This is a genomic window from Paraburkholderia lacunae (assembly GCF_003353175.1).
GTDB classification, from domain to species: Bacteria; Pseudomonadota; Gammaproteobacteria; order Burkholderiales; family Burkholderiaceae; genus Paraburkholderia; species Paraburkholderia lacunae.
Window position 1 is genome coordinate 272,330 of record NZ_QHKS01000009.1, and the last position, 21,467, is coordinate 293,796.

Consider the following 21,467-nt stretch of genomic DNA (forward strand, 5'->3'; position numbering starts at 1 on the left):
CGGCCACGCCGCACGCCGCTGTGTAGCAGGCGCCCCGGCGAACCGCTTGCCCAAACGCCTAACCCATTGTACTTGAGCGAAATCCATGCGACTCCTTCTGATCGAAGATGACCGCCCCATCGCACGCGGCATCCAAAGCAGTCTTGAACAAGCCGGCTTCACGGTCGACATGGTCCATGACGGCATTTTCGCCGAGCAGGCCCTCACACAAAACCGCCACGAGCTCGTGATCCTCGATCTGGGTCTGCCCGGCATCGACGGCATGACGCTGCTGTCGCGCTTCCGTCAGAGCAATCGCCACACGCCGGTGATCATTCTGACCGCGCGCGACGAGTTGAACGACCGCGTGCAAGGGCTGAATTCCGGCGCGGACGACTACATGCTGAAGCCGTTCGAACCCACCGAACTTGAAGCGCGCATCCGCGCGGTGATGCGCCGCAGCGGTCCGCACGGCGATATGCCGCGTCCGGAAGTATCGCTGGGCGGTGTGCGCCTGTCGGGCGTCGATCGCCGCATCTTCAACGACGACAAGCCGCTCGAGCTGTCGCCGCGCGAATTCGCGGTGCTCGAAATGCTGCTGCTGCGCCACGGCCGCGTGGTCAGCAAAGCCCAGTTGCAAGACCACCTGACGCACTTCGGCGGCGATCTCGGCGATACCGCGATCGAAGTCTACGTGCACCGGGTGCGCAAGAAGCTCGAGAACTGCCGCGTCGAAATCGTCACGGTGCGCGGCTTTGGTTACCTGTTGCAGGAAATCCGCCAGGCCGCATAATCGTCGTGAAGGCCGCCCACTTCGTCGCGGCCTGACGGCGCCGGGCCGGCGCCGCGCACCCGGTGCGCGACTCGCCGGCATCCGGCGGCATTTCACGGCGCTTTTCGCCGTTGCCTCTTTCCTGCGCGTTCGATGATGCCCCAGCCGGCCGCCAATAGTCTGCGCCGCACGCTGCTGCGGCGCCTCGCTGCTCCCCTTTCGCTGCTCGCGCTGATGAGCGGCCTCATCGCTTACTGGCTGGCGTGGCAGTACACGCAGCATGTGGTCGACCGCTCGCTCGCCGACCTTGCCACTGCCATCTCCAAACAGATCCAGATCGCCGGCCCCGACGCGCCGATTACGGTGCCGCCGCTCGCGCAGGCCATGTTCTCGGATCCGGTCGAACAGCTCGTCTATCGGATCAGCAACGGTGAAACCGAAATCGCCGGCGACCACAACCTTCCGCTGCAAGGCACCAGCGTGCGGCGCATGCATTACGCTTACGTGTTCGAAACGCAGCACGAAGGCGTAACGGTGCGCGTGGCCCAGGTGCGCGTCGATCAGCCGAGAGGCAACCCGATCGTCGTCGAAGTCGGTCAACCGGTGCATCATCGTTTTCGAATCGCCGCCGAGTTTCTGGTCGCGATCATGATGCCGCTGCTGTTACTGCTGCTCGCGGGCTGGGTGATCGTGTGGCGCGTCGTCAATCAACAGCTCAATCCGCTGACCGATCTCGCGGATTCGTTGAACCGGCAAACGCACACGTCGCTCGAACCGGTCGACGAGACTTTTGTGCCGGTTGAAATCCGTCCGCTTACCGGCGCGCTGAACGCGCTGCTCGGTCGTCTGAAAACCGCACTCGACGGCCAGCGCAAATTTATCGCCGACGCCGCGCACCAGCTGCGCACGCCGCTTACCGCGGTCAAGCTGCATGCGGAACAGGCAGCGGTCGCGCGTGACCCGCAGCAGACGCTCGCCGCGGTGCGCGAACTGCGTGCCGCGGCCGACCGCGCAGTGCGGCTGTCGAATCAGTTGCTGTCGCTCGCGCGCGCCGAGCCGAGCGAACAGGCGGCCCGCTTCGTCATTGTGGATATGGCCGCGCTCGCGTTCGACACCGGCGCCGAATGGGTGCCGCGCGCGCTGGCGTCCCATGTCGACTTGGGCTTTCAGCGTCTCGACGACCCGGCCAACGATCATCCGCTGATGGCGCGCGGCAATCCGGTGTTGCTGCACGAAGTGATCGCCAATCTGCTGGATAACGCGCTGAAATACGTGCCGCCATCGCGTTTCGACGGTGGCCGCATTACCGTGACGGTTTCGCAAACGGTGATCGACGAACTGCGCATGGCCGAGATCGTTGTTGAAGACAACGGCCCAGGTGTGCCGCTCACGCAGCAAGCCGATCTGTTCAAACGGTTTTTCCGCGGCGACGGCCAGAGCGACAGCGGCGTGGACGGCGGCGCCGGTCTCGGCCTCGCGATCGTCCACGACATCATGGTGCTGCATCACGGCAGCGCGCATTACGAAGACGCGCCGGATAGCGGTGCGCGCTTTATCGTGCGCATTCCGCTCGTGCCGGCCAGCGTTCAACAGGGCGCCGCCAGCGAAACCGACAAGCGTCTGCCGGCAAAAAAATCGGCGCACTCGGCGCCGATCGATATGTGACGGATGATGATCAGCGGGCCGCCTTCGTTCACCTCAGGCAGCCCGTGTTTCATTTCTTCTTCTCTTTCTTCGCCGACGTCTTCGCCTCTTTCACCGACTTGACGGACTTCCCGGATTTGTCGGCGCCCTTCTCTTTCTCCGGCGGCGCCAGCATCGTGCCGCGGCACTTGCGCGCGCCGCAACGGCACTCGTATTCCTTCTTGAGCTTCTTGGTCTGACGCGCGTCGATCACAAGGCCGTAGTCGTAAAAGACTTCCTCGCCCTCGGCAATATCGCGCAACGCATGCACGTACACGTGACCGTCGATCTCCTCGGCCTCGCAGTTCGGCGCACATGAGTGATTGATCCAGCGTGCGCTGTTGCCGTTCACCTTGCCGTCGATCACCTTGCCGCTGTCGAGCGCGAAATAGAAGGTGTGATTCGGTTCGTCCGGATTGTGCGGATGGCGACGCAATGCTTCTTTCCAAGAGATCCGCTCGCCTTTGTATTCGATCAGCCGCTCGCCGGCCTTGATCGGTTCGAGGGCAAACACGCCTTTGCCGTGCACACCCGAGCGGCGCACGGCGATCCTGCGTGAACTCATTGAATGAATCCTTGTGAAGAACTGGGAGTGAAGTTCCGAGTGCCGCCAGAAATGCCCGCATCTAGCGCGCTGCTTTTTTCTGACGCGGATAGCAAACGCGGCGCCCTGCGAGCGCCGCGTCGATCTGCGACGCTCATGCGCCACAATCGGCATCCTACACGCTCAAGACGGCTTCCTTCAACCGTCAAAGAGACGTGCTCGCATGAGGCGCGCCGGCAGCTTCACCGTTGTCCGAATGAAATGTCGCCGAACAGCGCCTTCTGGTCACGCGGTTGCGAGCGCCAGTACTGCGGCGGCGCTTCGACCGTTGCGCCGAGCTGCGCCGCCGCATGCCACGGCCAGCGCGGGTTGTAGAGCAGCCCGCGGGCGAGCGCAATCAGATCGGCGTCGCCTGCTTCGATCAGTTGCTCGGCGTGCAGCGGATCGGTGATCAGACCCACGCCGATGGTGGTGAGACCGGTTGCGTGTCTGACGGCTTTCGCGAACGGTATCTGATAACCCGGCTCGAGCGGAATCTTCTGCAACGGCGACACGCCTCCGGACGACACGTCGATCCAGTCGCAGCCGCGCTTTTCCAACTCATGCGCGAACACGATCGTGTCGTCGAGCGTCCAGCCGCCGTCGACCCAGTCGGTTGCGGACACACGCACGCCAACCGGTTTGTCGGCGGGAAACGCGGCACGTACGATGTCGAATATCTCGAGCGGCAAGCGCATGCGGTTTTCCAGTGAACCGCCGTAGTCATCGCTGCGCTGATTGGCGATTGGCGACAGGAACTGATGCAGCAGATAGCCGTGCGCCGCATGCACTTCCAACGCATCGATACCGAGGCGCGCGGCGCGGCGCGCAGAGGCAGCGAACGCTTCGCGGATCCGGTTCAATCCCGCTATGTCGAGCGCCAGCGGCGGCTCTTCACCCGCCTTGTGCGGCAATGACGACGGCGCATGCGGCAGCCAGCCGCCTTGCGATACCGGAATCAGCTGGCCGCCTTCCCATGGCGTGTGACTCGACGCTTTGCGCCCTGCGTGCGCCAGCTGCATTGCCACCTGAATATGCGAATGCTTGCGAATCGCGGCCAGCACCGGCACCAGGGCGGCTTCGGTGACGTCGTCCCACAAGCCGAGATCGCCCGGCGTGATGCGGCCATCCGGTTCGACCGAGGTCGCCTCGATGCACAACATGCCGGCGCCGGACAAAGCGAGACTGCCGAGATGGATCATGTGCCACGCCGTTGCCTCGCCACGGTCGGCGGAATACTGGCACATCGGGGACACGACGATACGATTGGGAAGCGTCACGCTACGCAGCGTGAGCGGAGAAAAAAGCGCGCTCATGGATTACACCCAGTGAAAGCCCGAGAGCGGTCGAGCATAGCACCGCGGGTGATTTACCGCAGGCGCGCGCAGCTCAAGGCTTCGACTCGACCTGATCGAGCCACTCACTGAACATCTGGCGCGCGGCGGCTTCCAGCCCCGGGCCGAACTGCGCGGTTTCGGCGCGCAATTGACGCGCGTCGATTCCGTGGCCTACAAGTTCGCCGGCATTGCCGATCAGCCATGGCTCGAAACGGTCGGCGCGAATCTCCGGATGACATTGCAGGCCCAGCACGTGATCGCCCCAGGCGAACGCCTGATTTTCGCAGGCGGGTGTCGACGCGAGACGCGTGGCGTGCTCGGGCAGATCGAAAGTATCGCCGTGCCAATGCAGCATGGAGGTGTGCGTGCCGTCCAGATGACGCAGCGGCGAAGCGCGGCCGGCATCGGTGAGCGTGAGCGGAGTCCAGCCGAGTTCGGTGTGGCCCGCGGGATACACTCGCGCACCGAGCGCACGCGCGATCAATTGAGCGCCGAGGCAAATACCCAGCGTCGGCAAACCGGCGGCAATGCGCTTTTCGATCATCGACAGGAGCGGCACGAGCGTCGGGTAAAGCGCATCGTCCGTTGCACTGATCGGGCCGCCCAGCACCACCATCAACGAAGCCGCAACCGGATTCGGCGCCTCGATACGGGCAAAGCCGACATCGAGATAACGTACCGGGCGGCCACGCTCGCCGAGCACCCGCTCAAGACTGCCCAGATCCTCGAAGTGCACGTGGCGAATGGCCAGAACTTCGCGATTCATCAGCCTGTCACCTTCAGGTTGACCAAGGACTTGCCGCTGCGCGGCGCGAACCGGCCGGCAGGAGGCATCTGCCGCCCGCCGGAGCACGGTTTCGCAGTGTAGCGGATTGTGCCGGAAGAAGCCGCCTTACTGGGCGAAGATCTTCCAGGTCTTTTTCTGGGTGGCGACGTCGGCGGTTTCGTGCACCGAGCAATCGAGACGCAGATCCGTATCCGCCATGTTCAGATCGAGCAGCGCGCAGTGATGCGGCGTCTTCTTCGGATTCTTGCTGGGCTCGAAGTGCGTGCAGCTCAGGCACATGCGGTGCGCCGGAATGTTGCCTTGCGCTTCCAGTTGGTGAACAGTCTTGAGCAGCGTGCGATAGAACAACGCCTGCTCTTCGTCGCGCAGCGTGCCGACTGCCTTGGCCAGGAAGTCCGGCCATTGCGCGGCCCGCTTGGCAGCCGTGCGGCCACGCGCCGTCAGACGGACCGCAAGGGCGCGGCCGTCGTCGAGAGCGCGGCGCTTTTCAACCAGACCCTTGGTTTCCAGCGTGCTCACTGCATCGCTGGTGGTCGCGGCGGTCAGGGCCGTTTCACGGGCGATTTCGCCGAGACGCATCGGGCCTTTGCGCTGCATCAACAAGACCAGGATTTCGCCCTGAGTCGGCGTGAGACCCGCGCCTTCCGCCCATTCCCAAGCCTGGCTTCGCATCGCCGTGCTCAGTCGCAATAGGCTGTGGGTCACTCGCCCGGTTGCCTGTTCTCCGTATACGCCTTCGCTCATAATCTTCGATTGGTTTATTTAAAGCATGCGTGCGATGCCGGCAGATTGCCTGCCGAGCTCACCCGTAGCCTATGTGGGGTAGCCTCGCCCAACTGCGGACGAGACGGAATCTACTATCTCAAAAATTTACCGCCTTGCAAGCCAAGGCGGCGAAAACGACATTCTATGCGAGAGCGGCGAATCGTACAGCTAAGTTATCCAACACAAGCTGTGGATAACTACGGGAAAACGCCGGGGACTGCCTGTGTGCCGATTCTTGATAAGCCCGCTCGCCTCACCTCGCCCTGCCAAAGTTGTCCTCGCTTACCGGCGCCGATGCACGTCTGATCAGACCGGTTATGGTTTACGCAGTGCTTTGACTTTTCAGGGAATTATTCAGTTGTCCACAGGCCAATGCAATGCTTGTTAACTACTACTACGTTTGTATACATCAACTTTGGAAAAACCTAAGGTCCCCTGAGCTGGAAAATAAAATTTTAAGAAAAACCGCTCAAGATGGGTCTTCCTTACGTTTTAACGCACGCCGTGCTGCTCCCGGCTAGGCCCGCCACTGCAAACACTGTTGCCGCACGGCCTCGTGCAACGATTTTTCCTGTTCGAAAACGCCGCGCAACCATGTCGCGTCGTTGACCTGGCCGCGCGCGATTGCACCGATCTCGGCGAGGGCGTTACCTGAACCTAATGCCTCGGCATGCGGCGCGATCAGGTCAAGCGTCTCGAGGATGTCCTCGGAAATCGTTTTGCGTTCGCCCGTTTGCGGATTGATGCAGGTGCCGGCCAGACCGAAGCGGCATGCTTCGAAACGGTTGAATGTGTAGACCAGGTAATCGTCTTCCTTCGGCGTCAGCGGTTTGTCGAGCAGCAGATGCCGTGCGAGCGTCTGGATGTAGCAGGCGATCGCCGCGGCGCGATCCACCGACAACGGCGTATCCATCACACGCACTTCGATCGTGCCGAAACCCGGCTTCGGCCGGATGTCCCAGTAAAAATCTTTCATGCTGTTGACGACGCCCGTCTGGACCATCTTCGAGAAATATTCCTCAAAGCCGTCCCACGTCAGCACGAACGGTGCGCGGCCCGACAGCGGAAACGCGAACACCGAATTCAGGCGTGCCGAATGAAAACCGGTATCGACGCCTTGCACGAACGGCGAGGAAGCGGACAACGCGATGAAGTGCGGAATGAAGCGCGACATGGAGTGCAACAGGTACAGCGCGCTATTCGGATCCGGGCAGCCGATGTGCACGTGCTGGCCGAACACCGTGAACTGTTTGGCGAGGTAGCCGTACAACTCGGATATGTATTGAAATCGCGGCGTATCGACGATCCGCCGTTCGCTCCACTGCTGGAACGCGTGCGTACCGCCGCCGCACAAGCCGACGTTCAGATGATCGGCCGCGGAGACCAGGGTGTCGCGAATCTTGCGCAAATCGGCGACGGCCTGTTCATGCGTCGTGCAGATGCCGGTCGACAGTTCGATCATGCTTTCGGTGATTTCCGGCGTGATGTTGCCGGGGATTTTTTCGTCCTTGATGAGACGCAGCAGATCCGAGCCGGCTTTGGTCAGATCATAGTCGTGCGTATTGACGATCTGCATCTCGAGTTCGACGCCGAAAGTGAACGGTTTCGAATCGATGAAGGGTTCGAGTGACATGGCGTCCCCTGAGTCTGGTCGGCCGGGCGTGTGTCGGATGCCCGGCCGTTTTGAATCGAATGAGTTGGGATAAAGCGTATTACGGCGTTCAAAAAACGGGCGTCCGGAAGCGCGGTGCCGAAACGCGCGGCGTCGGCTTACTCTTCACGCCGTTCGGCCACCAGCGCCAGGCTGCGATACACGAGCCACGGCCCGAGAATCTGCAGCACGAAAATCGAACACATCACGATAGCGCGCAATTGCGGATCGAAGTTCGGATAGAGGTTATAGGTATCGTCGACGAGCAGATAGGCAAGCGCCGACATCGGCGAGAGCGACAAACCGAGCGCCATCCCCTGCTTCCAGTTCAAACCGCTCGGTTTGGCGAATGCCAATACGCCCACCAGTTTGGCGACCAGCCGCGCAACAATCAGACCGAGCGCCGCGACGCCGCCGAGCGCGATATCTTTCCATTCGAACGAAGTCAGCGTCAGCACGAACAGAATCACAGTCAACAACCAGCCGGCCGTGCCGAAGTGTTGCGGCCACAACTGCGGACGCGCTTCAAGATTCTTCACGATGATGCCCGCGGCCAATAGCGCAAGAATGGTCGACAGCTTGAACAGATGGGCAATCGCGATCCCCAGCAGCACGAGGCCGATTAGCGCGACGAACGAATGCTCGTCCTGCATGTTCAGGCGGCGATAAAAAAAGGTGCAGGTGCGCGCGAGCAGATAGGCCAGCACGAGCGAGCCGATCAGCAGATACAACGGCTGCAGAATCGTGGCGAAGACGTTGCCGTAAACCTCCTGATGCAACCAGCTCGACACGAGTTTTTCGATCACCACCGCATACATGCTGTTGAGCGCGGTCAAGGTCAGCAAACGTTGGGTGACCTGACCTTCGGCGCGCAGTTCGGTTTTGAGCTGGATCACCATCGCGGGAGAAGTCGCCATGGCGATTGCGGCGAGTACTGTCGCTACCATTAGCGGCACGTTCAGGAACAGCAAAACCGGCAAGACGAGCGCGAAGGTGAGCGTGGCTTCGGCGACGCTCGACAGAATCATCCAGGGATTGCGACGAATCCAGCGCAGATCGAGCCGACTGCCTAGTTCGAACAGCAACAGCCCGAGCGCGACATCGAGAAGCGGCCGTGCGTCGCTGGCGGAATCCGCGTCGATCACGCCGAAACCGGCTGCACCGGCCACGAGACCAATGACCGCATAGCCGGAAATACGCGGCAGACGCCATGCCCGATAGCAGAGTTCACCGCATAGACCCGCGGCGAGCAAAGCAAGGCCAGCCCAAAAAATGGCGTCGGGCGTGAGTGGCCAGGCTGGAAAAAACGAAAACGCCGACTTCATCGTGGTGGGTTCTCCTTAGCTGCAACGGCCGGCGATACGAACCGGCGCAAACACCGGCGAGCGGGTGGGCGCATGAGTCGCTCACCGTCGCGATCGCTTCGCGTGACCAGCGTTGCGAGTTTCTGACGATCGGATGATCTGAATATGCCGCAGCCGCAGGAAGCGCGGCGCATTCTGGGGTGCGGCCGCAGCAAGCGGCACGGCACGGTGGAAAGAACGCCGTCGACCCTGAATCAGATTCTGATTGACCGGCACCGTTCCGTTCGGTGCGTGTGCCGTTTGAGGCCTGGCAGACGCGGGAAGAACGGCGATTGTGCCATAGCTTTTTCAGACTCAACCGAAAACACACGAACATGCCGTCAAAACGGTAAAAACGTACGCCATCTTCGCGATGGGTGGAAAAAGCGACCGTTTCGCGGCTGAATTGGGCCGAGACAGAGTACAGGTTGAATAAGACCGACGTGCTTTTGACGGCAACGGCGCGCACGTCTTTGGCGCCGATTTTTGGGGTCCCTCCAGAACGATGCGGGCCGATCTGGCGACGGCCTTTCGGGTTTACTGGTTTACTGTATGTATACGTAGTAACAGTTAACAAGCTGACTCGGTTTCTGTGGATAACCTTGGTTTACCGAAACGAATCATCGGCTTGCCAGCCGCATAACAGGATGCACAGCGTGTGCGGCTGCTGCGGGTATACCGGGGTAACTTTTCTGGATTTTCGACGGCGGCAAAGTTACCCCGTTTACGTCCACAGCGGTTCCACACGAGTTGTGCTCGTAAACCAAGCGGTTATCCACATGTTCCGGTGGATAACCTTTCCCGCACACCGCACGTGCTTGCATACCGTTAGGACCTGCCGTTATGACGTGCTTTTATAACCGTTAACCCAAGGCGCCTTGCCGCAATGCGCGCAACAGGAAGCGCGCTGGATCGATGTCTTCGGCCAGATCGCGCTCGAGCGGCCACGGTTCACCTTCAATCTGCGAGGCGATCAGCTCCGCGCCGAGCGCCGCCCACACGAGGCCGCGCGAACCGTAAGCGAACGCGCCGTACAGGCCATCTGTACGCGGCAGGTCGAGCGGCCATGCGCCACGCAGACGCTGGGCATCGCGTGTCGCCGCGTCTTCATCGGCGAAGTTGCCGATCATCGGCAGCCGGTCGCTCGTGACACAGCGAAACGCGACGCGACCGGGCAGCGAAGCCGCCCGCGCCGAATCCACCATGCCGCTGAAGGCCGGCAGCATCTGCGCGACGCGCTCCAGGTTTTCCAGGTGGCCAGCGGCGCGCAGCGAGGGGTCGGGATCGTCGAGATCGTAGGTGGCGCCGGTCAGCGTGAGCCCGTCAGAGAGCGGGACGGCGTAGCCTTCGCCGATCACCGGCATGAAGAGCGGCGGCACGCTGCCTCGCGGCAGCAAAGTTAGCTGGCCGCGTATGCTGCGAGTCGGCGCGTGCTGCAAACCGGCGATGCGTGCGGCGTCGTGCGCGCTCGCGACGATCACCACCGGCGCGCGAGCGAGCGCATGTCCTGCTGCATCGAATACGGTCCATTGATGTTCCGCTTGCTCGATTCGCGCGACGTCCACGCCGAAGCGCCGTTCGAGTTGCGCACCCGCCGCTGCACACTGCGCGGCGCACAGCGACGCCGGGTCGATCCAGCCGCCGTGCGGAAAGAGCCAGCCCTTCTGCGCGAGCGGCATGCCGGCGAGGCGCTGCGCTTCGGTTCGCGACACCGGTGTCACATAGTCGGATGGATAGCCGAATGCCGCGAGCGCCTCGCTCATCAAACGCGCTTCTTCGTCGTTCGCGGCGATCTGCAGCAGGCCCGAATCACCGCGCAACGGCTTGTGACCCAGTCGTTCGAGCGCGGCCCAGCGCCCGAGCGCGTAAAAAAAACCCGCGCGTGTGATGCGCGAGGCGACGCTGTCGTCGCGCGAGATCATCGGATGGAATACGCCGGCGGGATTGCCCGATGCGTCTTGCGCCACCGATGCATGCCGCTCCAGCGACGTGATGCGCCAGCCGCGCGCGGCCAGCCGCTCGATCACCGCGCAGCCGGCGAGCCCGGCGCCGATCACGATGGCATGCCGCTCGTCGACTGCGAGCGGCGCCGGCGGCTCATAACGGCGCACGCGCCAGCGCGGCGCGAAGTGACCGGCCAGCATCGCCCGTTTCCAGCCGAAGCCTTCCACCTTCCGATATTCGAAGCCGCATTGCGTGAGTGCGCGCTTGACGTCGCCGGCGCTGCTGTAAGTGGAGAACGTCGCGCCCTCGCCCGCCAGACGCGCAAGCGCCTTGAAGATCGCCAGCGTCCACAATTCCGGATTCCTGGCCGGCGCGAAGCCGTCCAGGTAGAACGCATCGGCGCGTAGCCTCAAGGTCGGCAAGCTCTGCGTGGCGTCGCCGAACACCAGTGTCAGCGTGACCCGCCCTTCTTCGAATTCCAGCCGATGGGTACCGGGCACGAGCATCGGCCATGCGCCGGTCAGCTCGAGTGCGAGTGCGGCAAGCGACGGATCGGAAATCGTTTTCGCGTACACGCTGCGCAAGTCGGCCGGTGTGAACGGGTGCTTCTCGGTCGAGACGAAGTGCAGCCGCTCGCAACGTGCCGGATCGGCACGCCAGGCGGCCCAGGTCGTCAGGAAGTTGATGCCCATGCCGAAGCCGGTTTCGAGCACCGTGAAAATGCGGCGTCCCTGCCACCGGTCCGGCAACGCATTGCCGCGCAGGAAAACGTATTGGGACTGTTCGAGTCCACCGACGGCGCTGTGATAGATGTCGTCGTAAAGCGGGGAAAAAGGTGTGCCGTTGTCGCGAAACGCGAGGGTGGCGGGGATCAGCGGATCGGTCATGCGCGGCGGAAAAAAGACGCTCGAAAGAGCAGGTCACACGTTATCGCCAGGAGGCGCAGGTCGCCGGGCAGCGAAAAAGAAGCGCCGAACGTTGGCAAAAACCAACGCCAAGCCCCGTCCGTACTGGGTTTCAGCCCTCGGTTCGAGCCCGCGAACAGCAAAAACAGCGATTTCCCTGTTGCATCGGCCTCGCCAGCGTTAAATCTTCGAAACCCTTGTCCTGATTGGGTTTGCGCTGCGCTATCATAGCAAGCGCCGCGAAGGGAGCGGCGGCACGGCCGCCGGACGGTTATCTGTCCGGCGCTATGTCCGGAGGGGATCCGGAGCCGCAGCTGCTCGACGGCGCGGCCCGCGCACGTATAATCGGCGCGTTCGCGCTGTTCGTGTCAACCTAAACTCAGAAAGGAACCTTAATGAACAAACAGGAACTGATCGACGCCGTCGCAGGTCAGACGGGCGCCAGCAAGGCTCAAACCGGTGAAACGCTGGACACGTTGCTTGAAGTGATCAAGAAGTCTGTGTCGAAGGGTGACGCGGTACAGTTGATCGGCTTCGGCAGCTTCGGTTCGGGCAAGCGCGCAGCACGTACGGGTCGCAATCCCAAGACCGGCGAAACTATCAAGATTCCGGCCGCCAAGACCGTCAAGTTCACGGCTGGTAAGGCGTTCAAGGACGCAGTCAACAAGCGCTAAGCAGATTACTGCCTGGCAGTTGACACCCGCCGACGGCGGGTTTTTTTTCGTCTGCGATCTGTTTTCGGTTGAGCCGCGATGGGTGCCGCAGCTCAACATTCTGGCCGGCAAGACCGGCTCAGTCGTGGGGATGCAGGATTTCGCCGTGACCATGACCATCGTGGTCATGATGATGATCGTGGTCATGATGATGATCGTGGTCATGATGATGATCGTGGTCATGGTCGCCATGGTCGTGATCGTCTTCGTCGAAGTCCCATGCCGGGAACGGGTCGGCGAACTGTTGCCACGATTGTGGTCCCGCTGCATATTCCGCGTCGGTCAGCAGGCACGCGTCGAACTTCGCCTGCCAGACGGCGGGGTCGATGCCGATTCCGATCAACACCAGTTCCTGGCGCCGGTCGCCGATGCTCATATCGTGCGGATCGCCGTGCCAGTCGCCGGCAATTTCGGCGGCCAGCTCATCGCCGCCCTCCGGCCATTCGCTGCGATCCTGAGCGGCCCACCACATTCCCGCCGGACCATGCCGGCATGCGCCGCCCGCCTGCGACAGCGAACCGGCGATGTCGTTACGCGTCGCAAGCCAGAAAAAGCCTTTGCTGCGCAACACGCCCTGCCACTCCTGATGCAGCAGCGCCCACAGGCGTTCCGGATGAAACGGCCGCCGCGCCCGGTAAATGAAGTTGCCGATACCGAATTCGTCGGCTTCGCCCTGATGCGCATGGCCGTGCTCGTGATTCAGCGAGGCCAGCCAGCCCGGCGCGCTCGACGCTTCGTCGAAATCGAAGCGGCCAGTGTTCAGCACCTCGGCGAGCGGCACCGCGCCGAAGCGGCTCACCACCTGCGTGGCTCGCGGATTGATGCGCGCGAGGATACGTTGCAAACGCGTGAGGTCGTCGGCGCTGACGAGATCGGCCTTGTTCACCACCAGTACGTCGCAGAATTCGATCTGCTCGATCAGCAGTTCGACCAGCGTGCGATCGTCTTCTTCAGTGGCGGCGATGCCGCGCTCGGCAAGCGCGTCGGCCGAAGCGTAGTCGCGCAGGAAATTGAACGCATCGACTACCGTCACCATCGTGTCGAGCCGGGCGACGTCGGACAGCGACACGCCGTCACCATCGACGAAGGTAAACGTTTCTGCGATCGGCATCGGTTCCGCCACGCCGGTCGATTCGATCAGGATCGCGTCGAAGCGCTTTTCGCCGGCAAGGCGCTTGACCTCGACCAGCAAGTCGTCGCGCAGCGTGCAGCAGATGCAGCCGTTCGACAGTTCGACGAGCTGCTCTTCGACATGTGAGAGCGCGGCGGCATCGCGCACGAGGGTCGCATCGATATTGACGGCGGCCAGATCGTTGACGATCACGGCCACGCGCAAACCCGCCCGATTCGCGAGGATGTGGTTCAGGAGCGTGGTCTTGCCGGCGCCCAGAAAACCGGAGAGCACGGTGACGGGCAATAGCGGCTGGTTCATCGCAGTACGGAAATGCAAGAGGATTGGAAGGCGTGCCGGGCGCGGGGTCTGATGACGCCATGACCGGACTGATGGCCATGCACCGCCGGCAACACGAAGCCGCATTGTGCATCAAACGGACAGTGGCCGCGTGACTGGCTCCGAGCGGCGACTCGCGCAAGCTCGGGCGCACGCGTGAACAGGAACGCCGTGCTCGCCCGTACAACTGCGGCTCAGCGCGCAGCAGTCGCCGGCATCAGGTTCCACTTGCGCAGGATCGCGGCGATCTCCTGAGCGTATTTATCGCGCAGCGCCGGTGTTTCGGAGTGGTAGGCTCCGACTGCTTGCCACGTATTGCCGTACTTGTTCATCTGGCGGCGCAGATGCCATGCGGCGATATAGACGTTCTTGCAAGGCTCCATCAGCGTGCCTTGCGAGATGCCGTACTGTGCGAGCGTAGGCAGATGGATCGAATTGATCTGCATGACCCCGTAATCGGTCGAGCCGTTTGCATTCTTATGCAACGCGTCCGGCCGGTTGTGCGACTCCTGCCACGCAATCGCCCGCAGAATCAACGGGTTGACCTTCTGATACCCGGCTGCCGCGTCAAAGCAGTCGGCGCGCGCGGACCCTGCTGCTATCAGCACGGCAAGTCCTGCGGCGACGGTGACGAGGCTTTGTTTCATCGGTCAAGATGATTGAACAAATTGCAAGAGTAAGGCCTGGTAAGGGCATCGATCGGCCAAACTTCAGTCGCGCAAGGCCGGAGAGCCGCCTTGGCCGGGCGTGAGCCGGGCACGGGGGAAAACCCCCGTAGTCCAGCTGCAACCGGCACCCCGAACGGCTCGTATCATACCGGCAGGCAATCGAGCGTCAAGTTGGCTAACCGACATAATCCAGCCAAAAACGCAGCACTTATGCGGCACCGCGCACGGAAGCGCAAACGCTTTCAAATATTTGACAGTCCGGAAATCTATTTAGAGTAATCGCACGGCGCTGTTCGATTTGTGACAAATCCGACATGAAAAACTGTTACTGTTCCTTTTTTTCGGAAATTGGGCGGCCAGCATCCAAGGCGACGATTGCCCGTGAAGCCCGCCGGCAGATCGAGGGGGCTGCGGCCTGCTCACATGTCCGCACTGCATGACCGCCGGCGGCTCCGGTTGCCGGTATCGATACCACATTCCATGAGAAGAAATCGTATGGCTTTGCGTCGCGTCGCAACGGCGCTGCTGGTGGTCGGATTGATCACCGCGCAGACAGCACAGGCACAGGTGACACTCAATTTCGTGAACGCCGACATCGATCAGGTGGCCAAGGCGATCGGCGCGGCAACCGGCAAAACGATCATCGTCGACCCGCGCGTGAAAGGTCAGTTGAATCTTGTGTCCGAAAATGCGGTGCCAGAAGACCAGGCGCTGAAGACCTTGCAGTCTGCGTTGCGGATGCAGGGTTTCGCGCTGGTGCAGGACCACGGCGTGCTGAAAGTCGTGCCCGAAGCCGACGCCAAGCTGCAAGGCGTGCCGACCTATATCGGCAACGCGCCGGTGGCGCGCGGCGACCAGGTGGTCACGCAGGTGTTCCAGCTGAAGAACGAGTCGGCCAATAATCTGCTGCCCGTTTTGCGTCCGCTGATCTCGCCGAACAATACCGTGGCGGCTTATCCCGCCAACAACACGATTGTCGTGACCGATTATGCCGACAACGTGCGGCGTATCGCGCAGATCATCGCGGGCGTGGATACGGCTGCGGGCCAGCAGGTCCAGGTTGTGCCGCTGAAAAACGCGAACGCGCTCGACGCCGCGCAGCAGCTCACGAAGATGCTCGATCCGGGCACCATCGGCAGCACCGACACGACGCTAAAGGTATCGGTCACGGCCGACCCCCGCACCAACTCGCTGCTGCTGCGCGCGTCGAACGCCGGGCGGCTGAACGCGGCGAAGTCCCTCGCGAAACAGCTCGACGGGCCGACCGGACAGCCCGGCAACATGCACGTCGTGGCGCTGCGTAACGCGGACGCGACGAAACTCGCGAAGACCTTGCGCGGGATGCTCGGCAAAGGCGGCGAGACCGGCGCAGCGACCGGCTCGAACGAAGCGAGTTCGTTCAACCAGAGCGGCGGCGGCGGCTCGTTTGGCAGCAGTTCGACGGGTACAGCGGGTACGCCACCCCTGCCATCGGGTGGACTCGGAAGCAGCTCGTTCGGGTCGCCGGCGGGCGGCGGCGCAGGCGGGGCGTACGGCTCGAGCGGCGGTGCCGGTTCCGGCGGCCTGCTCGGCGGCGAAAAGGAAAAGAGCGAGGACAATCAGCCGGGCGGCATGATCCAGGCAGACTCCGCCACCAACTCGCTGATCATCACGGCGTCGGACCCGGTGTACCGCAACCTGCGGGCGGTGATCGGCCAGCTCGACGCGCGGCGCGCGCAGGTCTATATCGAGGCGCTGATCGTCGAACTGAACTCGAACACGAACGCCAATCTCGGCATTCAATGGCAGGTGGCGAACAACGAGGTTTTTGCCGGCACCAATCTGGCGACCGGTTCGGGCAACAGCATCGTCAATCTGACTGCGGCGGCGGCGAACGCGACCACCGGCGGTCTCGCTGGGGCGCTCGTAGGACAGAATCTCCAGCAGGGGCTCAACGTCGGCTGGGTACACAACATTTTTGGCGTGAAGGGACTTGGTGCGCTGCTGCAGGCGCTGTCGCAGACCGCCGATGCAAACGTGCTGTCCACGCCTAACCTCATCACGCTCGACAACGAGGAAGCCAAGATCGTCGTCGGCACGAACGTGCCGATCCAGACGGGTTCGTATTCGAACCTCACGAGCGGCACCACGGGCAACGCATTCAATACTTTCGACCGCGTCGACGTCGGTCTGACGCTGCACATCAAGCCGCAGATCACCGATGGGGGAATCCTGAAGCTGCAGCTCTACACGGAAGACTCGGCGATCGTGAACGGCACGACCAACGTGGCGACCAACCCGGCCGGCCCGCAGTTCACCAAGCGTTCGATCCAGTCGACGGTGCTCGCCGATAACGGCGAGATCATCGTGCTGGGCGGCCTGATGCAGGACAACTACCAGGTCAGCAACAGCAAGGTGCCGCTGCTGGGCGATATCCCGTGGCTTGGCCAGCTGTTCCGCTCGGAACAGAAGACCCGCAACAAGACCAACCTGATGGTGTTCCTGCGCCCCGTGATCATCAGCGATCGCGATACTGCGCAGGCCGTGACGTCGAACCGCTACGACTACATCCAGGGCGTACAGGGTGCCTACAGGTCGGACAACAACCTGATCAAGGACAAGGACGATCCGGTGGTGCCGCCTAAGCCGATCGGCCCGGCCGAGGGCGGCTCGGCCGCCATGAACCTGTTCGATCTCGACCAGATGCGGCGCAAGCAGATGGCGCCACCGCCGCCGGCCAGCGCTCCCGCGGCGACAAACGGTGCGGTGCAGGCCAACCCTGTGCCCGCTGCACCGTCCACCGCGTCGCCCGGAGCGCAGCCGTGAGCACGCCGTCCACGCCGCCGTCAGCTACAACGTCGTCGGCATCGGCGCGGGCCACCACGGTTGCGCCCGCAGTCGTGGGCGAGCACGCCGAACGTGCCGCGCCGTCGGCGGTTGCCGCGCGCCTCGTGCCCTACGGCTTCGCCCGCGGCGGCCAGATTCTGGTCGCGCATCAGCATGCCGACAGCCTCGAAGTCTGGATCAGCGAACGCACGAGCGATGCCGCGCTCGCCGAAGTCGCGCGCAACTTCGGCGCTCTCTCGGTCGTGCGGCTGCCCGCCGACGAACTCGCGCAGGCGATCAACCAGGCGTATGCGCGCCAGGACGGCAGCGCCGCGCAGGTGGTCGGCGAAGTGGAAGGCGAAGTCGATCTGTCGCGCCTGATGCAGGACATTCCCGAGGTCGAGGATCTGCTGGAATCGGAAGACGACGCGCCGATCATCCGCATGATCAACGCGCTGCTCACGCAGGCCGCGCGCGAACAGGCCTCGGATATTCATATCGAGCCGTTCGAGACGTCGTCGGTGGTGCGCTTCCGGGTCGACGGCACGCTGCGCGACGTCGTGCGGCCGAAGAAGGCGCTGCACGGCGCGCTGATCTCGCGGATCAAGATCATGGCGCAGCTCGATATCGCCGAGAAACGTCTGCCGCAGGACGGCCGCATCACGCTGCGCGTCGGCGGCCGTCCGGTCGACGTGCGGGTCTCGACGCTGCCCACCGGCCACGGTGAGCGCGCGGTGCTGCGTCTGCTGGAAAAGGACGCATCGCGCCTGAATCTCGAAGCGCTCGGCATGGGCGCCGACACGCTCGGCAAGTTCGACCGGCTGATCGCCAGGCCGCACGGCATCGTGCTGGTGACCGGCCCGACCGGCTCGGGCAAGACGACCACGCTGTACGCGTCGATGTCGCGGCTCGAAACGGCGACCACCAACATCATGACGGTCGAAGACCCGATCGAATACGACCTGTCGGGCATTGGCCAGACGCAGGTCAACGAGCGGATCGGCATGACCTTCGCGCGGGCGCTGCGCTCGATTCTGCGGCAGGACCCGGACGTCATCATGATCGGCGAAATCCGCGATCTGGAAACCGCGCAGATCGCGGTGCAGGCATCGCTCACCGGCCACCTTGTGCTGGCGACGCTGCACACGAACGATGCGGCCTCCGCCGTCACCCGTCTGACCGACATGGGCGTCGAGCCGTATCTGCTGGCGTCGTCGCTGCTCGGCGTGCTGGCGCAGCGGCTGGTGCGGCGCCTGTGCCCGGTGTGCCGTGAAGAGCGCGTCGAGGAAGATGGCCGCGTGCACTGGCATCCGGTGGGCTGCGACAAGTGTGGCCAGTCGGGTTATGCGGGCCGGCGCGGCGTGTACGAACTGCTGCTGATCGACGACGGCATCCGCACGCTGATTCACCGCAACGCATCCGACGCGGAGATTCTGACAGCCGGCCGCGCGCAGGGCATGCGCACGCTGCGCGAGGATGCGGACCGCTGGCTTGCGTCCGGGCTGACATCGCTGGAAGAAGTGATTCGCGTGACGGGCGGAGCATAAGCGCATGCCGGCATTTCGTTTCGAAGCGATCGACGCGGCGGGCAAAGCGCAAAAAGGCGTGCTCGACGCGGACAGCGCGCGCGGCGCGCGGACCAATCTGCGTTCGCAAGGCCTGACGCCGCTGGTGGTCGAACCGGCCGCGACGCGCACGCGCGGCGAGCGCAGTCAGCGTTTGTCGCTGGGGCGGCGCCTCTCGCAGCGCGAGCAGGCGATCCTGACGCGCCAGCTGGCGAGCCTGCTGATCGCCGGCCTGCCGCTCGACGAAGCGCTCGCGGTGCTGACCGAGCAATCGGAGCGCGACTACATCCGCGAACTGATGGCGTCGATTCGCGCCGAAGTGCTCGGCGGCCATTCGCTCGCGAATGCGTTGACGCAGCATCCGCGGGACTTCCCCGAAATCTATCGCGCATTGGTGGCCGCCGGCGAACACACCGGCAAGCTCGGTCTCGTGCTGTCGCGTCTGGCCGACTACATCGAGCAGCGCAACGCGCTGAAGCAGAAGATCGTGCTCGCGTTCACGTATCCGGCCGTCGTCACGATCATCGCCTTCGGCATCGTCACGTTTCTGTTGAGCTATGTGGTGCCGCAGGTCGTGAACGTGTTCGCCAGCACCAAACAGCAGTTACCGTTTCTCACCGTGCTGATGATGGCGCTGTCCGGTTTCGTGCGGAGCTGGTGGTGGGCGGTGCTGATAAGTGTCGCCGTGCTGGCGTATCTGGTGCGCTCGATATTGAAGCAACCCGGCCCGCGCCTCGCATTCGACCGTTGGCTGCTGACCGCCCCGCTGCTGGGCAAGCTCGTGCGCGGCTACAACACCGTGCGTTTTGCCAGCACGCTAGGCATTCTGACCGCCGCCGGCGTGCCGATTCTGCGCGCGCTGCAGGCCGCGGCCGAAACGCTCAGCAACAACGCGATGCGCGCGAACATCGACGACGCGATCGTGCGCGTGCGTGAAGGCACGTCGTTGTCGCGCGCGCTCGGTAATACGAAGACGTTTCCGCCGGTGCTGGTTCACCTGATCCGTTCGGGCGAGGCGACCGGCGACGTGACGACGATGCTCGACCGCGCCGCCGACGGCGAAGCACGCGAACTGGAGCGCCGCACGATGTTCCTGACGAGCCTGCTCGAGCCGTTGCTGATTCTGGCGATGGGGGGAGTGGTGCTGGTGATCGTGCTGGCGGTGATGCTGCCGATCATCGAGTTGAACAACCTGGTGCAGTAAAGCGGCGGGGTTTGCTGATTGCGCGGTCGCCGCGGTTGCCGTGGCTTATGGCTGGTTATAGCGGGGTATGACAGCCACAGCCGCGCAATCTGCCGGATCGGAGCCGGCTGGTTTAGCGCACGTAGATCGTAGGACCTGCCGCATTAGCCGGGAGGAACACTTCGGAATGCGCGCCGTTGCGATCGATGATGATCGAGCGGGCGCGGACCTCGGAGAGTTTGGCGCCTTGCATGAGCGCGCTGCCGAGCGACACTGCATGCGGCGGCTCGCCACCGACGCTAACGATCGCCGCGGAGCCTTCATGCAACGCAAGGATGCCGAACAGATGCACGTCCTGGTTCGCGTTGCGCGTGAGCTGACCGCCGAACAGCGTAGCCGCCTGTTCGGTCGAGATCGGGGGGTGCGCTGCGGCGGCGGGCAACGGAGCGCCCGACATCGTGGACAGTGTGATGACCCAGTAGGTGAGCGTCGCGCAGAACACGGCGAATAGCGCGAGCGACAGAAGGCGAATTTGGATGGCGTTCATGCGCATCATTGTACGGACTATTGTGAAATTTGCGTTGGGTTGAAAGCGCCCCTTAACCTGGCGCTTTGCGCCAGGCCCCCGAGGGGGTGAGCAAACTTGGGGCGGCCCGGCGTTTTCTCACGACCCTTCAACTGCATGACATTAAAATGACCGGCTGGGCGTGTTCAATGGCACCCTGATTGCGAGTGCGTCTGCCATTGCGCGAATCCCGCCCGATCGAAAATTTCACCTGAAAAGAGGTAGCAATCTATGCAACTGTCGACCACTCGCCGCACGGAATTCGCGGGTTCGCGCAGCCGCCTTCAACGCGGTTTTACGCTGATCGAAATCATGGTCGTGATCGCGATTCTCGGCATTCTGGCCGCGTTGATCGTACCGAAGATCATGAGCCGTCCCGATGAAGCACGGCGCGTCGCCGCCAGGCAGGACATCGGCACGATGATGCAGGCGTTGAAACTTTACCGTCTCGACAATGGCCGTTATCCGACCCAGGAGCAGGGCCTGCGCGCGCTGATCGAAAAACCGGGCACGGACCCGGTGCCGAACAACTGGAAGGACGGCGGCTATCTCGAGCGTCTGCCGAACGATCCTTGGGGCAATAGCTATCAGTATCTGAATCCGGGCGTGCACGGCGAAATCGACGTGTTCAGTTACGGCGCGGATGGCAAGGCGGGCGGCGAAGGTAACGACGCCGACATAGGTTCGTGGCAGTAATACACTGATTTTCAGGCGCGCCGGGTTGCTCTTCTCTTCAGCGATCCGCCGCGCGCTTTATCGACTTTTCGTA

General features: G+C 62.9%; 17 protein-coding genes. 7 read left to right on the plus strand and 10 right to left on the minus strand.

The features are described from left to right. Positions 1–85 precede the first annotated feature (85 nt). Positions 86–772 (plus strand): response regulator, encoded by a 687-nt coding sequence (locus DLM46_RS16295; RefSeq protein ID WP_013590077.1) that lies wholly within the window; start codon positions 86–88, stop codon positions 770–772. Between the two features lie 135 nt (positions 773–907). Beyond that, positions 908–2,416: a sensor histidine kinase gene (locus DLM46_RS16300; RefSeq protein ID WP_115101818.1), complete on the plus strand. Its 1,509-nt coding sequence runs from the start codon at positions 908–910 to the stop codon at positions 2,414–2,416. Between the two features lie 49 nt (positions 2,417–2,465). Here DLM46_RS16300 and DLM46_RS16305 read toward each other — a convergent pair whose 3' ends face one another. The 7 genes from DLM46_RS16305 to mnmC all read right to left on the minus strand — a co-directional run bounded on the left by DLM46_RS16305 (position 2,466) and on the right by mnmC (position 11,731). After that, positions 2,466–2,999: an SET domain-containing protein gene (locus DLM46_RS16305; RefSeq protein WP_115101766.1), complete on the minus strand. Its 534-nt coding sequence runs from the start codon at positions 2,997–2,999 to the stop codon at positions 2,466–2,468. 221 nt (positions 3,000–3,220) lie between these two features. After that, positions 3,221–4,333 (minus strand): NADH:flavin oxidoreductase/NADH oxidase, encoded by a 1,113-nt coding sequence (locus DLM46_RS16310; protein ID WP_115101767.1) that lies wholly within the window; start codon positions 4,331–4,333, stop codon positions 3,221–3,223. Between the two features lie 73 nt (positions 4,334–4,406). Next, entirely contained in the window at positions 4,407–5,120 is a 714-nt protein-coding gene (locus DLM46_RS16315) for a glutamine amidotransferase (protein ID WP_115101768.1), read from the minus strand. A 126-nt stretch (positions 5,121–5,246) separates the two neighbouring features. Continuing rightward, positions 5,247–5,885 carry a MarR family winged helix-turn-helix transcriptional regulator gene (locus DLM46_RS16320; RefSeq protein WP_115101769.1) on the minus strand — a complete coding sequence of 213 codons (639 nt, stop codon included), beginning with the start codon at positions 5,883–5,885 and terminating at the stop codon, positions 5,247–5,249. A 538-nt stretch (positions 5,886–6,423) separates the two neighbouring features. Then, complete coding sequence (locus DLM46_RS16325; protein WP_115101770.1) at positions 6,424–7,539, minus strand: YbdK family carboxylate-amine ligase; 1,116 nt, start codon at positions 7,537–7,539, stop codon at positions 6,424–6,426. A gap of 137 nt (positions 7,540–7,676) precedes the next feature. Further along, entirely contained in the window at positions 7,677–8,882 is a 1,206-nt protein-coding gene (locus DLM46_RS16330; RefSeq protein ID WP_115101771.1) for a cation:proton antiporter, read from the minus strand. A gap of 881 nt (positions 8,883–9,763) precedes the next feature. Beyond that, the gene (mnmC, locus tag DLM46_RS16335) at positions 9,764–11,731 is read right to left on the minus strand and encodes a bifunctional tRNA (5-methylaminomethyl-2-thiouridine)(34)-methyltransferase MnmC2/FAD-dependent 5-carboxymethylaminomethyl-2-thiouridine(34) oxidoreductase MnmC1 (protein WP_115101772.1); all 1,968 of its coding nucleotides are present in this window, start codon (positions 11,729–11,731) and stop codon (positions 9,764–9,766) included. 413 nt (positions 11,732–12,144) lie between these two features. On the opposite strand from mnmC, the gene DLM46_RS16340 reads away from it, so the two are divergent. Then, positions 12,145–12,423 carry an HU family DNA-binding protein gene (locus DLM46_RS16340; protein WP_006050811.1) on the plus strand — a complete coding sequence of 93 codons (279 nt, stop codon included), beginning with the start codon at positions 12,145–12,147 and terminating at the stop codon, positions 12,421–12,423. A 118-nt stretch (positions 12,424–12,541) separates the two neighbouring features. On the opposite strand, the gene DLM46_RS16345 is transcribed toward DLM46_RS16340, so the two are convergent. Both DLM46_RS16345 and DLM46_RS16350 read right to left on the minus strand, forming a co-directional pair. Further along, complete coding sequence (locus tag DLM46_RS16345) at positions 12,542–13,894, minus strand: GTP-binding protein (protein WP_115101773.1); 1,353 nt, start codon at positions 13,892–13,894, stop codon at positions 12,542–12,544. A gap of 212 nt (positions 13,895–14,106) precedes the next feature. After that, positions 14,107–14,559 carry a lytic transglycosylase domain-containing protein gene (locus DLM46_RS16350; protein WP_115101774.1) on the minus strand — a complete coding sequence of 151 codons (453 nt, stop codon included), beginning with the start codon at positions 14,557–14,559 and terminating at the stop codon, positions 14,107–14,109. 516 nt (positions 14,560–15,075) lie between these two features. Here DLM46_RS16350 and gspD point away from each other — a divergent pair. Genes gspD through gspF form a run of 3 tightly spaced genes read left to right on the plus strand, consistent with a single transcriptional unit; the run spans position 15,076 to position 20,154 of the window. Continuing rightward, positions 15,076–17,385, plus strand: coding sequence for a type II secretion system secretin GspD (gene gspD / locus DLM46_RS16355; RefSeq protein WP_115101775.1), 2,310 nt, complete (start codon positions 15,076–15,078; stop codon positions 17,383–17,385). Then, positions 17,382–18,932, plus strand: coding sequence for a type II secretion system ATPase GspE (gene gspE / locus DLM46_RS16360; RefSeq protein ID WP_115101776.1), 1,551 nt, complete (start codon positions 17,382–17,384; stop codon positions 18,930–18,932). The genes gspD and gspE overlap by 4 nt, the downstream gene beginning before the upstream one ends. A gap of 4 nt (positions 18,933–18,936) precedes the next feature. Continuing rightward, entirely contained in the window at positions 18,937–20,154 is a 1,218-nt protein-coding gene (gene gspF, locus DLM46_RS16365) for a type II secretion system inner membrane protein GspF (protein ID WP_115101777.1), read from the plus strand. Positions 20,155–20,266: 112 nt separating this feature from the next. Here the strand turns inward: gspF and DLM46_RS16370 are convergent, their stop codons facing one another. Next, a complete protein-coding gene (locus DLM46_RS16370) occupies positions 20,267–20,680 on the minus strand; it encodes a type II secretion system protein N (protein ID WP_115101819.1) in 414 nt (137 codons plus the stop codon). A gap of 249 nt (positions 20,681–20,929) precedes the next feature. Here DLM46_RS16370 and gspG point away from each other — a divergent pair, with 249 nt between their 5' ends. Continuing rightward, the gene (gspG, locus tag DLM46_RS16375) at positions 20,930–21,394 is read left to right on the plus strand and encodes a type II secretion system major pseudopilin GspG (RefSeq protein WP_115101778.1); all 465 of its coding nucleotides are present in this window, start codon (positions 20,930–20,932) and stop codon (positions 21,392–21,394) included. Positions 21,395–21,467: the final 73 nt, after the last annotated feature.

What these genes read in the sequence shown, in the direction of transcription:
- DLM46_RS16295 (WP_013590077.1), top strand. Translation starts at nt 86, where the DNA reads ATGCGACTCCTTCTGATCGAAGATGACCGCCCCATCGCACGCGGCATC.
- DLM46_RS16300 (WP_115101818.1), top strand. Translation starts at nt 908, where the DNA reads ATGCCCCAGCCGGCCGCCAATAGTCTGCGCCGCACGCTGCTGCGGCGC.
- DLM46_RS16305 (WP_115101766.1), bottom strand. Translation starts at nt 2,999, where the DNA reads ATGAGTTCACGCAGGATCGCCGTGCGCCGCTCGGGTGTGCACGGCAAA.
- DLM46_RS16310 (WP_115101767.1), bottom strand. Translation starts at nt 4,333, where the DNA reads ATGAGCGCGCTTTTTTCTCCGCTCACGCTGCGTAGCGTGACGCTTCCC.
- DLM46_RS16315 (WP_115101768.1), bottom strand. Translation starts at nt 5,120, where the DNA reads ATGAATCGCGAAGTTCTGGCCATTCGCCACGTGCACTTCGAGGATCTG.
- DLM46_RS16320 (WP_115101769.1), bottom strand. Translation starts at nt 5,885, where the DNA reads ATGAGCGAAGGCGTATACGGAGAACAGGCAACCGGGCGAGTGACCCAC.
- DLM46_RS16325 (WP_115101770.1), bottom strand. Translation starts at nt 7,539, where the DNA reads ATGTCACTCGAACCCTTCATCGATTCGAAACCGTTCACTTTCGGCGTC.
- DLM46_RS16330 (WP_115101771.1), bottom strand. Translation starts at nt 8,882, where the DNA reads ATGAAGTCGGCGTTTTCGTTTTTTCCAGCCTGGCCACTCACGCCCGAC.
- mnmC (WP_115101772.1), bottom strand. Translation starts at nt 11,731, where the DNA reads ATGACCGATCCGCTGATCCCCGCCACCCTCGCGTTTCGCGACAACGGC.
- DLM46_RS16340 (WP_006050811.1), top strand. Translation starts at nt 12,145, where the DNA reads ATGAACAAACAGGAACTGATCGACGCCGTCGCAGGTCAGACGGGCGCC.
- DLM46_RS16345 (WP_115101773.1), bottom strand. Translation starts at nt 13,894, where the DNA reads ATGAACCAGCCGCTATTGCCCGTCACCGTGCTCTCCGGTTTTCTGGGC.
- DLM46_RS16350 (WP_115101774.1), bottom strand. Translation starts at nt 14,559, where the DNA reads ATGAAACAAAGCCTCGTCACCGTCGCCGCAGGACTTGCCGTGCTGATA.
- gspD (WP_115101775.1), top strand. Translation starts at nt 15,076, where the DNA reads ATGGCTTTGCGTCGCGTCGCAACGGCGCTGCTGGTGGTCGGATTGATC.
- gspF (WP_115101777.1), top strand. Translation starts at nt 18,937, where the DNA reads ATGCCGGCATTTCGTTTCGAAGCGATCGACGCGGCGGGCAAAGCGCAA.
- DLM46_RS16370 (WP_115101819.1), bottom strand. Translation starts at nt 20,680, where the DNA reads ATGAACGCCATCCAAATTCGCCTTCTGTCGCTCGCGCTATTCGCCGTG.
- gspG (WP_115101778.1), top strand. Translation starts at nt 20,930, where the DNA reads ATGCAACTGTCGACCACTCGCCGCACGGAATTCGCGGGTTCGCGCAGC.